Origin of the sequence: Pseudomonas syringae pv. tomato str. DC3000 (genome assembly GCF_000007805.1) — a bacterium.
GTDB lineage: Bacteria > Pseudomonadota > Gammaproteobacteria > Pseudomonadales > Pseudomonadaceae > Aquipseudomonas > Aquipseudomonas avellanae.
Map to the genome: position 1 here is coordinate 1 of NC_004633.1, position 14215 is coordinate 14215.

General features: G+C 52.9%; 12 protein-coding genes. 6 read left to right on the forward strand and 6 right to left on the reverse strand.

From position 1 onward, the window contains the following. Positions 1 to 350 precede the first annotated feature (350 nt). From PSPTO_RS29455 to PSPTO_RS29475, 5 genes are all read left to right on the forward strand, one after another. Complete coding sequence (locus tag PSPTO_RS29455) at positions 351 to 1664, forward strand: replication initiation protein (RefSeq protein ID WP_011107001.1); 1314 nt, start codon at positions 351 to 353, stop codon at positions 1662 to 1664. A gap of 138 nt (positions 1665 to 1802) precedes the next feature. Then, positions 1803 to 2228, forward strand: coding sequence for a LexA family protein (locus PSPTO_RS29460; protein ID WP_010209623.1), 426 nt, complete (start codon positions 1803 to 1805; stop codon positions 2226 to 2228). Further along, entirely contained in the window at positions 2221 to 2469 is a 249-nt protein-coding gene (locus PSPTO_RS29465; protein ID WP_046463832.1) for a hypothetical protein, read from the forward strand. Before PSPTO_RS29460 ends, PSPTO_RS29465 begins: the two co-directional genes overlap by 8 nt. Positions 2470 to 2529: 60 nt before the next feature. Continuing rightward, on the forward strand, positions 2530 to 3540 hold the full coding sequence (locus tag PSPTO_RS29470) for a tyrosine-type recombinase/integrase (RefSeq protein WP_011107002.1): 1011 nt from the start codon (positions 2530 to 2532) through the stop codon (positions 3538 to 3540). A 23-nt stretch (positions 3541 to 3563) separates the two neighbouring features. Then, on the forward strand, positions 3564 to 5705 hold the full coding sequence (locus PSPTO_RS29475; RefSeq protein ID WP_011107043.1) for a tyrosine-type recombinase/integrase: 2142 nt from the start codon (positions 3564 to 3566) through the stop codon (positions 5703 to 5705). A gap of 25 nt (positions 5706 to 5730) precedes the next feature. On the opposite strand, the gene PSPTO_RS29480 is transcribed toward PSPTO_RS29475, so the two are convergent. Next, positions 5731 to 6561: a type III effector gene (locus PSPTO_RS29480; protein ID WP_005770909.1), complete on the reverse strand. Its 831-nt coding sequence runs from the start codon at positions 6559 to 6561 to the stop codon at positions 5731 to 5733. A 146-nt stretch (positions 6562 to 6707) separates the two neighbouring features. Between PSPTO_RS29480 and PSPTO_RS29485 the strand changes: the two genes are divergently transcribed. Then, a complete protein-coding gene (locus PSPTO_RS29485) occupies positions 6708 to 7748 on the forward strand; it encodes a DUF4113 domain-containing protein (protein WP_193383858.1) in 1041 nt (346 codons plus the stop codon). Positions 7749 to 7781: 33 nt separating this feature from the next. Here the strand turns inward: PSPTO_RS29485 and PSPTO_RS30470 are convergent, their stop codons facing one another. From PSPTO_RS30470 to PSPTO_RS29510, 5 genes are all read right to left on the reverse strand, one after another. Continuing rightward, on the reverse strand, positions 7782 to 8201 hold the full coding sequence (locus PSPTO_RS30470; RefSeq protein ID WP_226992718.1) for a hypothetical protein: 420 nt from the start codon (positions 8199 to 8201) through the stop codon (positions 7782 to 7784). 50 nt (positions 8202 to 8251) lie between these two features. Further along, positions 8252 to 9256 carry a ParB/RepB/Spo0J family partition protein gene (locus PSPTO_RS29495; protein WP_046463942.1) on the reverse strand — a complete coding sequence of 335 codons (1005 nt, stop codon included), beginning with the start codon at positions 9254 to 9256 and terminating at the stop codon, positions 8252 to 8254. Between the two features lie 100 nt (positions 9257 to 9356). Then, on the reverse strand, positions 9357 to 10484 hold the full coding sequence (locus tag PSPTO_RS29500) for a ParA family protein (protein WP_005615816.1): 1128 nt from the start codon (positions 10482 to 10484) through the stop codon (positions 9357 to 9359). Between the two features lie 130 nt (positions 10485 to 10614). Next, entirely contained in the window at positions 10615 to 11085 is a 471-nt protein-coding gene (locus tag PSPTO_RS29505; RefSeq protein ID WP_057443197.1) for a hypothetical protein, read from the reverse strand. 138 nt (positions 11086 to 11223) lie between these two features. Continuing rightward, positions 11224 to 14193, reverse strand: coding sequence for a Tn3 family transposase (locus PSPTO_RS29510; RefSeq protein WP_011107005.1), 2970 nt, complete (start codon positions 14191 to 14193; stop codon positions 11224 to 11226). Positions 14194 to 14215 lie beyond the last annotated feature (22 nt).

Genomic DNA, 14215 nt, shown 5'->3' on the forward strand with positions numbered 1-14215 from the left:
CTACTATCCGGCACAGTTTTATTTGCAGGAAAGCGACGATGTAGATTCACAAAATGCAGAAACCAAAAAGCCCCGCTTGCCGGCGGGGCTTTTTGGAAAATCCTGAACAGGCCGTTTGGAAAGGCGGAAACCTGTTCAACACACATAACGTGAGCTGATTATGGCGTTCACTGCGGCTTTGTGCAAGCCGTCAAAAGTGAAGCCTTCAGTTCACCGCTGAACGGTGGACTTATGGAAAAGATTTTTCAGCTGCTGTGCGACCTCGATGACAGCACCCTGCCCCCCCAGTTGACCCCTTGCGTCACACCCTTTCACCGCGTTGGCCAACCAGTTGGCCAAGGCGGTGAAGCATGAGCCACGACAACGCGATCAGTCTTGCCCTCGCGACCTCATCCACGGCCAACACCGATCCGCTGGCCAGCAGCACCCACCTGCCGCCTGCCCGTTTCTTCGAAGACGGCACTGCGCTCAACCGGTTATTGCTGGAAGCGCCGTACATGGCGCGGTGCAGTGACGACAAAACCGCGACTCGCGTCCGTCCTCGTGAATACGCGCTGCGTTATCCCTATATGCAGGTCAATCGCCCCGGCATGGTGTCGTGGCTGGTGTTCGACCTCGACCATGCCAACGCCTTGGCTTGGGACGATGCCGGGTTGCCCGCGCCGAACCTGATGGTGCGCAACCGCAAAAGCGGCCATTCCCAGTTGTTCTATGCCGTGCCGTCCGTATGCACGACAGAGAATGCACGGGCCAAGCCGATTCAGTACATGAAGGCGATCTATGCCGCGTTTGCCGCTCGCCTCGACGCGGACGTGGACTACCACGGTGGCCCCGTGGCCAAAACGCCCGGCCACCCTTGGTGGGAGACGACCGAATTTCACAGCCACGTGTATGAACTGGGCGAACTGGCGAGCGCGGTGGAGTTGACCGTCAAGCCGTGGGCCACCGGCCCCAAGCTGGACCAGGTCAGCCATTCGCGGCACTGCATCCTGTTCGAGCAGCTGCGTTATTTTGCGTACAGCATCGTCAATCGCGAGCGCGAGCTGGGTTCGTTTGAGTCGTTCATGCGCTCGCTCGATGCGTATGCCTACAACCACAACAGCTTTCTAAAACAGGGGTTTTCGGAAAACCTGCCCCTGTCGTCGATACGCGCCACGGTCAAATCCGTAGGCCGCTGGACGTGGGATCGGTACACCGGTGATCGTCGCTGCCATCGAGGCGCAATGCAGCTCGATGGCAGCCTGTCGCTCACCGAGCGGCAGAGCCTGGCGGCCAGGCGCACCCATGAACTACGACACAAAGCCACAGAATCGAAGATACGCGCCGCGTGCCGACAGCTTCAAGACCAGGGCAAGGCGCTGGTACGTTCTGCCATTGCAACACTCGCCGGCGTTTCGGTGAGAACGGTGGCCAGCTACACGCACATCCTCACTGAAGTGGCTCAACCGACCACTGTGAGCGTTCTCAAGGTCAGCCGTAAGGCTGTGCCCATGCAACCTAAGCAAGATCGCTCACCCGCTACCCCACCTGTTCGGGCCCCCGTTGGTCAGCCTGCTGATGGCCGCGCTTCGGGTGTGCAACATGGTGTACATCAGATATCTGCGGTCACGCAGGGGCCGCAAGCTGGAGAGCCCTTAAAAACAGAACATGAGGATGGTTCATGATGGGGAGTGCGCGCATGAATTCAGTGCTGGCAGCGACTGCTTTTCGTGCTGCTGGTCGGCTTGAGTTGACGGGTGATGGCAGCGCGCCGTTAACTGTACGTCTATACAGTTAACTCTGTTTCCAGTTAGGTTCGCCTCATGAACGTCAAAATACTCGGTCGGTTGTGCGAATCCGGTAAGGTCATACCCTTCTACACTTTCAAAATCCCTGCCGGTTTTCCTAATCCTGCAGCGGACCACATCGAGCAAGACTTCTCATTCGACCGGCTGATGGATTTGCGCGCCCCTCACATTTACGTGGCCAAGATCGATGGCGACAGCATGGAGGGTGCAAAGATCTTTCATGACAGCTTGGTGGTTGTAGATCGCTCTCGAAAGCCGTCGAGTGGCAGCATCGTGATCGCGGCACTGAATAATGAGCCTCTGTGCAAAATCCTCATCCTGCAGGGCGACCATGTGGTGCTGAAGTCAGCCAACCCTGCCTATCCGCCTCGGCATATCCTGGAAGGTGAAGAGCTGTCGATATGGGGCGTTGTGCGACATGGCGTTACGAGCTTTGAGTAACAAGCCAACGCCGGTGTTTGGCCTGGTCGATTGCAACTCGTTCTACGCCAGCTGTGAGCGCGTGTTTCGACCTGACTTGGCCAAGGTTCCTATAGTTGTGCTCAGCAACAACGATGGTTGCGTTATTGCCCGCAGCTACGATGCAAAACCGTACGTGAAAATGGGCGCGCCCTATTTCCAGATCAAAGATGTTTTGCGTCGCTATGGAATTCAGTCGTTCAGCAGCAATTTTGGGCTTTAGTAAGTTAAGTGGAATGCTTTTGGGCTACGCTGATTCTGTCGACGTTCTGGGGGATTGCCCATGGCCTCTATTGCCTCTTATGAGCACGTGCTTCACCGCTACCCCAGCGTTCAGCAATGGCTGGCGCTGCTCGGTAACCTGGGAAGAGCACCGGCTACCTTGGATGCCTACGGCAGGGGATTGGCGCATTACTTGCTCCACTGCGAAGCCTCCGGTCTGGAGGCTGAATCCATCACATTTGAGCAAGTCACGCTCTACATCCGTCGGCTACTGCCCGGGCAAGAAAACGCGGTGGCGAATTCGACCTTGCACCAGCGCCTCACCGCGATCCGCCTGTGGTACGACCACCTGGTGTTTCAGGGGCGTTGCGCACAGAATCCGGTACCTCGCGGCCAGCACGGCCGCCTGTGTCAGATCCCTGGACATTCAGGCTTTATGAGAGGGCTGGTGCCTCGCCTGATAAAGCTGCCCGACATCCCCTCGGATGAGCAGTGGCGTTACTTTCTCAGCATCGCGGCCAGGTCGTCTATTCGTGATCGACTTATGCTCTCGTTGGCATACTGCGGTGCGCTCCGTCGTGCCGAACTGGTGGGCCTGAGAATCGAAGACCTGGATCTCGCCCATCGACTCATTTCAGTGCGCGCAGAAACGACCAAAGGCCGACGCAGCCGTGTCGTGTGCTACAGCCCTGACATTGCGCCGATACTTGGAACGCATCTTCATGCCCTTCGTCTGGCCGGTTGGTCGAGAGGAGCCCTGTTTCGATCCGAGTCTGATCGCAATCGAGGTTCGGCACTCACGCGGTGGACGTGGAGTAAAACGGTAGAAAGATGGGCCACGGACTCAAATCTGTCATGCCTGAGTACACACACTTTTCGTCATCTGCGACTCACGCATTTGGCTCGTGCGGGGTGGAAACTGCATGAGTTGATGGCCTATGCAGGTCACCGGGATCCGAAGACCACCTTGATTTATGTGCACCTGTCGGGCGCGGACCTGACTGCAAAAATGGCGCATTCGGTGGGTAGTCTGGACGCCCGACTGTTCGCTGAACTCTTCAAGTCGGAGTAATCGTCACGGGAGCATTATTTACCATGAGCTACGTGCCATTTGATGTGGATCATTATGAGCGTCAAGAGAAACTGTCGGATCTGGAGCGGACTATACTCTCGAATCGTCGGTATCGTTCCGACTGGGCCTATCTACAATCGAGTGTACCCAGACTCGTTATTCCTCTAATTGATCTCGTGGCACACGCTGGCGTTTCAGATCGATTGGCGGTCTCCTCTGTGTCCGTCATTCTCTGGCACGTTAGTAGGACTGATATCCCCTATTGGTCTTGGTCAGAAATGCAGTGGTTGGCTCTCCTCGATACCCAAGCTGGGTCGCGCCCTTATCTGGCAGCGGTCGCATACCACATGGGAGGTTTTCGCACGCCACAGCGCATTACCAAATTTCGCCAATCTGCGATTTATGCATCATTCATTTTCGGGCACAAGATATTCAAGGATGAGCTCACTCGTTTAAGTACGGTTTTGAAATCACTGGGCTACACAGCGCGTCACCTTGAAAAGTTCCTGAGTAGCGTGCTGGGGGCATTGATTTTGGAAAACGGCGACCCTCGGCTTGAGACTTTCACGGAAGGGCTTTTGATTAAAGGCCAAGGCCATCGAAGCGTGGGCATTGCCAGGCTGGTTGGCAAAGTCTCCCACGGTCTAGCTGCACTAGGTATTCTGGATAAACCGTTACGCAAGCGTGGCTATGCTGACTGGCGTGAAAAGAGTATCGAAGGTATTGACCCTGTCTGGGTCAGTTGGTGTCGTCGCTGGCGAGACACCTCAACCTTACGTCCCCGTACACGGGAAAGTAACTACAGCTTCATGTTGAGAACCGGCATCTGGTTGACGCGCGAGCAGCCGTGGGTGAGCTCCCCCGTCGATTGGAACACATCAACCTGCGCGGCCGTCATCGCGGCGATTGACCGGATGACCGTTGGTGAGTGGGCTTTGGAGTCAGCGCTCGGTACGAAGTTGAAAGGACTTGGTCAAGCGATTGCACCGAACTCAAAGCGAGCGTTTCTGCATGCCTTACGCCGTTTTTTCATCGACTTTGAACTGTGGGGCTGGGGACGTCTAAAGTTCAGCCCCCGTCATTACCTGGCCACACCCCGTACTGTGGCGTTCAACTCGGGTATCAATCCACGCGTTATCGACGACTCCAGTTGGCTCAAGCTGGTCTGGGCGAGCCTAAACCTGGAGCGTAAGGATTTGCTCTCGGAAATTCACTACCCCTTGGCGATGGTTCAGGCGGCGGCTGTGGTGTGGACACACACCGGGCTACGCAGTAATGAAATTATGCGGCTGTCCATGGGGTGTGCGCATGCCCAGCTTCATGAGGTGGTACACGAAGACGGAACCACAATTCCACCAGAGACCTTGTGCTACCTCGATATTCCAGCCAGCAAGACATTCAAGGCTTTTGTCAAACCCGTGGCGGTGGTGGTTAAAGAGCGAATCGACGCCTGGCTTAAAGAAAGACCGGTGAACCAGGCACCACTTCTGGATGAACGAACCGGGGAGAAGGTCAGTTACCTGTTTCAGTTTCGGGGCAAGCGCATGGGCGTGGGAGTCATCAACCGTACGATTATCCCGATGCTATGTGCAAAGGCCGGTGTCCCGCTAGACGACAGTCGCGGTCGTATTACCAGCCATCGGGGGCGCGCCTCGGTCGTTACTGCATTGGCGAGTGTTCCGCAGGGCATGTCGCTAATGGAGCTGATGCAGTGGTCTGGGCACAGTTCCCCCAGTTCTACGCTCCATTACATCCGCATCCGCCCCACCAAGCTGGCTGCATCATTTGTCAAAGCTGATCAAATGTCTCACATGGTGTCAGTGCTTATCGACCACGACGTAATCGCACGACGTTCATCTGACCCTTATACCTTTTATGATCTGGGCGATTCGTACTGTTCAAATCCGTTCTGGAGCAGTTGCCCTCATCGAATGGCGTGTGCTGGCTGCGATTTTAATATTCCCAAAGCCAGTGCCAGAGCGCAGGCTCTGGAAAGTAAAGCGTCCATCGGACATTATCTGGAGGCCGTGCCCCTGACGGCCGATGAGCGGGCTATTGTTGAAGGTGACCTGGAAAAATTGGATGGGCTTATACGCAAGCTCGATGATGTGCCGACGCTGGATGGCAGAACGCCCAGTCAAATCGAGGCTAAAAAACACCGATAATCGTGGGCACTCTGATTTGAGTTTTTTAGTCGCCTAGGAAATTATTTAGTTCCCATGACTCACGGTCAGTTAATAACCTCTTGAAATTCAGGTCAACGCTATTTTCGATTTTTACATTATTCAATCCCGATTCGGGAGGTGTGCTTGCCATCATGACGCGTGATTTATGGAAGTCTGCAAAATTGAAGATACTTGTCATATTTTTGCTTTTTAAGTCTACATCTTTAAAGATCACAAATGCAGATTTTATGTCTTTGTTTTTTGTTTCGCTAAGCCACTGGAATTCCTGTTTACAGAAATCAGAACCCAGCCACTCTGGCGTTATGAAGAATGCCATTTTTTTTGCGTGCGCAATTCCGTTTTTGTACCCGACATCCCAAAACGGGTTTTGCATTTTAAATACATCTACATGTTGTAGTTTTTCAAGTTTTGTAAATTTGTTTGATTGCAGGCTGATTGCATCAAGATAATGAGTTGCGGCATCGTGCGGCGAGTTTTCATCCGGATGTTGAGATCTGTATAAATCATGACGAAACTGCATTGCCAACTCGAAGCCTCCTTCCCGAGCTCCAAAAGAGACAATGTTCTTTACGCCATCTGTTAATTTTAGTACATCATGGATTCCGGCTAACTGCTCAAGATTTAAATTTTTCAAGGTGCCAAGTGACTTCTCGAAAAACCATCCACCATCAGGTCTGCCTAAATCACTGAGTCTGTCTGCAACATGTTCTTCAATGTTTTTACTGTCTATATTAGTGGTGGAAGAGGTTCCTGCCGATTTAACTTGGCTGGCCTCTACATTAGTCAGATTGCCATGTTGAGCTCTGTTGAAAGAGCTTAAAGGATTTGCGTGCATGTATGCCTCCAGACGTTGCTTCTAACAACTTAGCTCTTCGTGGCTTTTACCCATGATGTGGTTCCCAAATTGGCGGGAGATCTACTTGAAGGCCTCTCACGTAGAGAATTTTTGTTAGGACGTAAGGGGTTGATTTTCCATTCCACATAAATGGCGACTTAAGCCAGCGCGTGATGACCATCATAGAATCTATGGTGCCTGCTGTTGAGGTTTACAGCATCGATGAGGCTTTTGCAGACCTGACCGGCATCCCAGGCAATCTGACCGAGTTGGGAAGATCGATTCGAGCCAAAGTCCATCGCTGCACAGGTATTCCCGTGGGTGTCGGGATTGCACCGACCAAGACACTGGCCAAGCTGGCCAACTACACGGCAAAGCGTATTCAGGCGCACACAGGTGGGGTCGTGGACATCTGCGACCCTGTAAAACGTGATTGGGTGCTGCGCAATACCTCTGTCGGAGAGGTCTGGGGCATCGGTCGAAAGATGAAAGCGCATCTGGAGGGCATGCGGATCATGTCGGCCAAGGACCTCGCTATGGCGGATCCCTGGATGCTGCGCAAAACGTTTAGCGTTGTGATCGAGAAAACTGCACGGGAGCTTGCAGGCACCGCGTGCCTGGAGCTGGACGAAGTCGAGCCGCCACGGCAGGAGATTTGCTGCAGCAGAATGTTCGGCAAGCGGCTGACCGAGCTGGGGCCGATCAAGGAGGCGGTGGCCACCTACATGATGCGCGCTTCTGAGAAGTTGAGAGCCCAAGGGTCCGTGTGTAAAAAGATCAGGGTGAGCATCCGCACCGGCATGTTCAATCCTGACGAGGCCAAGTACGCGAACGGCGCACTCGTCCAGCTGCCCTACCCCACTAACGATGTCAGGGTGATGACCCAGTTCGCGACGGAGGCGGTTTCGCGGATATTTCGCCCAGGCTTCAGGTACAGCAAAGCCGAAGTGCTGCTGATGGATATCTGCCAACCAGGTGAATTTACCGATGACCTTTTCATGACCAATCAACCGGCGAGTTCAGATCGACTGATGGCCGCTTTGGATTCAATCAACGGCAAGTGGGGACGTGGAACGCTGCGTACAGGCTCAGTACCAGTCACTCCAGATTGGGGCATGCGCCGTGAGCAGATGAGTCAGAGTTACACGACGCGCCTGGATCAGCTATGGGTTGTAAAGGCCAAATGATCAAGCGCGCCAGTGAGGTGATAACTCGTTGGCTTACCTAGCCCGCCAGGTGAAATATGCAATGCCATATCCGCCGAACAGGATGAGAGCCCATCCACCCCACTGAGTATATCCATTTGCCCACCATTCCAAGTCTTGATACTCACTAGGCAGGCCGGGGAAATACAGCGACTTGGTGCCCCAATACTGCATGGCTGGCCACATACCGCTCCAGAGAGTGGAAAATGCCAACGGTAAAAGTGCCCTGAAGCCGAGGAACCCATTTGTCAGCTCGCTCCAGACTGCATAGCCAATCATACCCAGGGCCATTAAAAGCGCTAAAAGTACCCGCCCCCCGGCTGTGATGTCCACGCCCAGGTAGTCTGAAAACGCCTTGGCAACAACGTAACAGACCATGGCAAGGCCCAAGGTAAGTGCAAGTATTTCAGCTCCGCGATTTTGATTTCTATCCATTTGGTTATCCTTTTTCGTTGAAATTATCCAATCTTTGCGCTGATTTTGGTTCACTGGCCCGACGGGGACTCATCAGCTTCTAGGATTTGAGCTTTATCCAAAGAATGCAGGAATGTCAAAAATTCCTGAGCGAGTTTTGTAGCGTCAATTCCCTTTGCACACTTGACCTCAACCCTGTCACCCAGAATACGCAGTGTCCCTATCCCGTCTACTGCACTTTTTTTTGCCTGCTTTGCTTCAGGTCTGCTTAACGAATCAACTTCACGTCTTATCAATTTCAGTGCAGCTTCTTGTGGCAGTCCAGTTGAAGCCATTTTTTCGACCACATTTACTACTAAATCTTCATTGATAGTGGATAGGTCTTTGAAATCTTTAGCGTAATTCGCCGTGATTAGCGCTGGATGCCCGTCCAGTATTGTGCGTATGCTCTCGGGTAATTGTGTCAGCTGCAGGAGACGGCTGATCACTGAATGATTCGTACCTAGTCGCCTTGCTAGAGCACGCATACTCGAATCTTCACCATTTTTGAGAAGACAGTAATAGCTACGAGCTTTCTCATAGTCTGTGAGGTCTTCCTGGTCGTTGTCTGTCAACGCCAAAAGCATTGCGAGATCATCTGACATGGGCTTGACCATAGCTTCTATGGTCATGTTGCCGATGAGTTTAGAAGCTCTCCATCGACGCTCCCCGCCTATCAACTCAAAAAGTCCGTTCGGCAGCGGCCTGACAAGGATTGGCTGTCCCAGACCAATTGTCTGGATTGACGTTCCAAGATCTTCGAGTGCAGCCTGATCGAAAACTAATCTTGGCTGAAATGGTGATTTTACTATCTGGTCAACATTCAGAATATGGATAGCGGTCCTGCTTGAGGCCGCTTCTGAATTCGGCACCTGTAGTTGTGGTGATTCGGAGTCTTGGCTCATTCTTTGAAGCATCGCGGCCCTCCCTGTCGGCTGCGCCGTCGTTGAGTCAGGCGTGGTTATCGGCGTCGGTGCTTTCAGCCCTTTGATGGCTGGGCCGACTTTAGGTTTTCCCGGGAAATCATCGGATTTCATGATTATTTATCCGTTTCTTAGTGGTGCTACTAGCACCAGTCGGTGTTTGTGGTGCTACAAGCATCAGTGAGCGGTGGTGCTAGAAGCACCATGTTTAAAATCAGGCGGCCAAGCTGCGAATCTTCTGCAAGATTTCACCAAAGACAAGCCTTGCAGTGTCGATGGTTTGTGAGTTCGCCCTCTTCCACAACATGAGAGGAATACCATCATCCAGTGACTTCGAATAATCTTCGGAAAAATAGATTTTTTCCTCAGTTACCTGCCCAGGGAAAAGCGTGTTGAGTGATTGAAGATTTGCTAACAACCTAGCGCGCTTGCGAATAAACATCGTAGGAATAGCCATGAGAGCAGGCGCATAGCTGTACTCTTTTGCGAATCGAGCGCACCACTCATGCAACCTTAACAGTGCTCTGAACGAAAATTTGTCCATCCGAACGGGGCACAACAATAGATCGCTAGCTGCAACTGAATTCTTGGTCAATCGAGAGCCAGCAGGCGCGTTGTCAATAATTATCAGGTCATAAACAGAAAGGTCACATCCTGGTACTTTTCCTGCATTTGCGTCTTCGATGAATCGGGCATACCACATATCCGAATTGTTCGAAGCATCGAGCGCAACAGCCAAATCCTCAAGATATGTGTCAGCCGGGATGAGATGAATGCCGTTTTCGCCAAAAGGTTTTTTGATCACATCAGCGAGCACCTTTTCTGAAAAAGGCTTCATTCGAAGCAACGGGCTGAGAAGATTGCCAAAATGTCCATCCACCAGCCGATCTGAAGGAATGTTCATGTCGACGAGATCATCTGGGCTGAGGTCGGGGTCATAACCCAGCATGTTTGAGGTATCACCCTGAGGGTCATTATCGATAATTAGTGTCTTAATCCCTGCAAATTGAGCGCTAATAGCAAGGTTGACCGCGGTAGTGGTCTTGGCAGTCCCGCCCTTTGGCACGAAGGTTGAAGCGACAATTTGACGACCAATTGGTTTGAGATGGCCTAGCGACCGACGCAGCGCGGCGATGTTGAAAAGATCCGAGGCCGTGTAGACCCTGGATGTAGACGACCCACGCTTTATGCGTTTGATGTCCAAGCCGTGTTCTTCTTCAATGGCCATAAGTCGACGCGTAGTCAGACCGAAGCAGCCAGCGGCGTACTGAGGCGTATAAAGAATGGAGTTGAAGTCTACAAAATTCTGCTGTTCAGCTATTTCGTTATCGGCAGGAGTCATGCGCGAGGTCGCCTACTAGATGAGTGAGACTTTCACTATAGTTCGTGATTTTTAATAAATAAAGCCTTTGTTCCGGTATTCATTATTATTTAGCTGTTTTAGCGGAATTTATTTGCTTCTGCCTTTAAATCTAGTGGAATGACAGCGTTCGTGTGATGACCTTAGGGGTCGGATCAAAGACGTTGCTGCGTATTTGGTCCTTGGATCGTGATCCACAGATCTCCTTTAGCAGCCGCGCAAAACCGCTCTTGCCGGTTCCATTCTGTCCGTAGATCACCGAGAGATTGCTTTTGCCGAATGGAAGATTGGCGCCAGCCTTGATTGCGTTCAACCCATGCACATCTAGGATCTCCTCGATCCGAAGCAAAGGTTTATTGGCAACCTGCGATAAAGTGCCAGGAGTAACGATCAGAAATCCTGGATCAGCTTCACCCTTGGCTTCGAGCTTGCAAAGCCTAGCTAGCGTTTTAACTTCATCCGGGTTCAACTGTCGCTTCGAGTCGATGATCATTCGAGCTGCGGTCTGCAACCACTTAGGGCGCGAATTCAGCCATGTCTCGAAATCATCAGCTACTGCCGGTACAGCCTCAATCTTAGTCATGGTGCGCTCATCTCACGGAGGAATTCCTGAGCGTAGGCGCTGAATGGCTGTTTGCCATCATTTGACCGTCACAATTATTGCAAAATGTGGCTGTGAGGCATCTAAGGGGTCGCCTCAGAAAACGGATTTTAAAGTACGTTAAGCTGATTTCAGTCGTCGTAATGGCCGGAATCTTCCTCCACCAACCTTGACGGTGCTGCGCCACAGGTAATCACCAGTTAGGTTGATGTGCTCCCAGCCCAGCGGCGACAGGTACTGCAGCAGCGATTCATCGACAGCGGTGCTATGTCCGCGTAATGCGTTTGCGGACCGCTCCAGGTAAACCGTGTTCCACAGCACTATTGCAGCAGTCACCAAGTTGAGGCCGCTGGCACGGTAGCGTTGCTGTTCGAAGCTACGGTCTCGGATTTCGCCCAGCCGGTTAAAGAAGACAGCCCTGGCCAGCGCATTGCGCGCTTCGCCCTTGTTCAGTCCTGCATTCACACGACGGCGCAGCTCGGCACTTTGTAGCCAGTCCAAAATGAACAGCGTGCGTTCGATGCGACCGATTTCGCGAAGGGCAACGGCTAAGCCGTTCTGCCGAGGATAACTACCCAGCTTGCGCAACATCAGCGAGGCAGTCACGGTACCTTGTTTGATCGAGGTGGCCAGCCTCAGAATTTCATCCCAGTGCGTCCGAATGGCCTTGATATCCAGTTTTTCTTTACTAATCATTGACTTAATCGCGTCATAATCGATATTTCCTTGGGGCACGAACAGCTTGGTATCGCCTAGGTCGCGGATGCGCGGTGCAAAGCGAAAACCCAGTAAATGCATCAGACCGAAGACGTGATCTGTGAAGCCCGCAGTATCCGTGTAGTGCTCCTCAATACGCAGGTCAGATTCGTGATACAGAAGCCCGTCAAGCACATAGGTAGAATCGCGCACGCCAACGTTGACCACCTTCAGGTGATACGGGGCGTACTGGTCAGAAATGTGGGTGTAAAAAGTTCGTCCCGGGCTGCTGCCGTATTTGGGATTGATGTGACCCGTACTCTCGGCTTTGCTGCCAGTTCTGAAATTCTGTCCATCTGACGATGATGTGGTACCGTCACCCCAATGCTTGGAAAAAGGATGTTGGAGCTGCGCGTTTACTAGCTCAGCCAGCGCGGCCGAATAGGTTTCGTCACGGATGTGCCAGGCTTGTAGCCAGGACAGTTTTGCGTAGGTGGTGCCAGGGCAAGACTCGGCCATTTTAGCCAGGCCTAGGTTGATCGCATCAGCCAGGATGGTGGACAACAGTAAGTGCTTATCCTTGGCCAGGTCACCCGATTTCAGATGTGCGAAATGCCGGGTGAATCCTGTCCACTCGTCCACCTCCAACAACAATTCGGTGATCTTGATATGCGGCATAGCCATTGCGGTTTGATCAATCAACGCCTGTGCGGTATCTGGCACTGCCGCATCCAGAGGCGTGATCTTCAAACCAGACTCGGTGATGATGGCATCCGGTAAGTCATTGGCTAGAGCCATGCGGTTCACGGTGGCAAGCTGAGCTTCCAACAGCGTCAACCGGTCGTTCAGGTATTTGTCGCAGTCGGTGGCTACGGCCAGAGGCAATTCATGGGCCAGCTTGAGATGGGCGAATTTCTCGGATGGCATCAGGTAATCCTCGAAGTCCTTGAACTGACGCGATCCCTGCACCCAAATATCTCCAGAGCGCAGCGCGTTCTTTAGTTCCGACATCACGCACAGTTCGTAGTAGCGCCGGTCGATACCGCCGTCGGTTATAACCAGTTTCTTCCAGCGCTTCTTGATGAACCCGATCGGGGCATCGACGGGAACCTTACGGGCGTTGTCAGTGTTCATTGCGCGCAATACCTCAATGCCTTCAAACACGTCCTTGGCTGCGGGCGCAGCCCGCAGCTTGAGTACGTCGAGAAACTGCGGAGCATAGCGGCGCAACGTGGCGTAGCTCTCGCCGATGCGGTGCAGGAAGTCGAAGTCTTCGGGCTGTGCAAGTTTTTGCGCTTCGGTGACACTCTTGGCGAAAGCCTCCCAAGACATGACCGCTTCGATGGCAGCAAACGGATCGCAGCCGTTTTGCTTGGCCTCCAGCAGGGCTTGGCCGATGCGTCCATAAATTCGCACCTTTGCGTTGATCGCTTTTCCGGATGCCTGGAACTGTTTCTGGTGTTTATTCTTGGCTGCGTTAAACAGCTTGCCCAGGATACGATCGTGCAGGTCGATGATTTCGTCAGTGACGGTGGCCATGCCCTCGATGGCCAGTGCCACAAGGGTAGCGTAGCGTCGTTGCAATTCGAACTTGGACAAGTCAGCAGGTGTCATTTGGCCGCCTTCACGGGCAATTTTGAGCAGGCGATTCTGGTGAACCAGCCGCTCAATGCCTGCTGGTAGATCGAGAGCCTGCCATGCTTTGAGGCGCTCGATGTGTTCAAGCATGTGCCGTGAGTTCGGTTTAACTGGCGACTGGCGTAACCAGGCCAACCAGGTGGTCTGGCCTTTGTCTCGGCGTCTAAGGAGGCCATCGAGGCAACGGCGGTGTGTATTCGAAAGAGGCTCGGACAAGGCTTCATAGATCCGCCGATTGGCGCGGGTGATTGCCTCAGCACAAATGCGCTCGATCACACCTGGTGATGGAAGCAATATGTTCTGTCGTCGCAACCCTTCAACCAACTCCGTCGCCAACACGAAGCCTTTGTCGGACTGCCATGCCAGTTCATCCAAACTATGAACGCAGGGACGATAATGTCTTGTTGTGAATGGCTGAAACTCAAAAAGAGCTTGTAATTCCAACAGGTGCTCGCGGCGCGTCTCGGCGCGTTGCCCATAGTCAGCCCATGCTTCAGGCGGCACCTTCAGTTGCGTGGCCACCAAGCGCAGCAATGGCTCGAATGGTTCTTCATCCATAGCAAGTGTTACCCCGGGATAGCGCATGTAACAGAGCTGTACAGCGAAGCCCAGCCGATTTGCAGACCCACGCCGTTGGCGGATGATGGCGAGGTCGGTTTCGCTGAAAGAGTAGTGACGAATCATTTCATCTTGGGAATCTGGCAACGCCAGTAAGCTTTCCCGCTCCGCAAGGGAAAGAATCGAGCGACGTGGCATGCAGTCTCCTTACTCATAAGTT

Excerpts from the sequence above, each read along its gene's own strand:
- PSPTO_RS29455 (WP_011107001.1), top strand. The coding sequence starts at position 351 with ATGAGCCACGACAACGCGATCAGTCTTGCCCTCGCGACCTCATCCACG.
- PSPTO_RS29460 (WP_010209623.1), top strand. The coding sequence starts at position 1,803 with ATGAACGTCAAAATACTCGGTCGGTTGTGCGAATCCGGTAAGGTCATA.
- PSPTO_RS29470 (WP_011107002.1), top strand. The coding sequence starts at position 2,530 with ATGGCCTCTATTGCCTCTTATGAGCACGTGCTTCACCGCTACCCCAGC.
- PSPTO_RS29475 (WP_011107043.1), top strand. The coding sequence starts at position 3,564 with ATGAGCTACGTGCCATTTGATGTGGATCATTATGAGCGTCAAGAGAAA.
- PSPTO_RS29480 (WP_005770909.1), bottom strand. The coding sequence starts at position 6,561 with ATGCACGCAAATCCTTTAAGCTCTTTCAACAGAGCTCAACATGGCAAT.
- PSPTO_RS30470 (WP_226992718.1), bottom strand. The coding sequence starts at position 8,201 with ATGGATAGAAATCAAAATCGCGGAGCTGAAATACTTGCACTTACCTTG.
- PSPTO_RS29495 (WP_046463942.1), bottom strand. The coding sequence starts at position 9,256 with ATGAAATCCGATGATTTCCCGGGAAAACCTAAAGTCGGCCCAGCCATC.
- PSPTO_RS29500 (WP_005615816.1), bottom strand. The coding sequence starts at position 10,484 with ATGACTCCTGCCGATAACGAAATAGCTGAACAGCAGAATTTTGTAGAC.
- PSPTO_RS29505 (WP_057443197.1), bottom strand. The coding sequence starts at position 11,085 with ATGACTAAGATTGAGGCTGTACCGGCAGTAGCTGATGATTTCGAGACA.
- PSPTO_RS29510 (WP_011107005.1), bottom strand. The coding sequence starts at position 14,193 with ATGCCACGTCGCTCGATTCTTTCCCTTGCGGAGCGGGAAAGCTTACTG.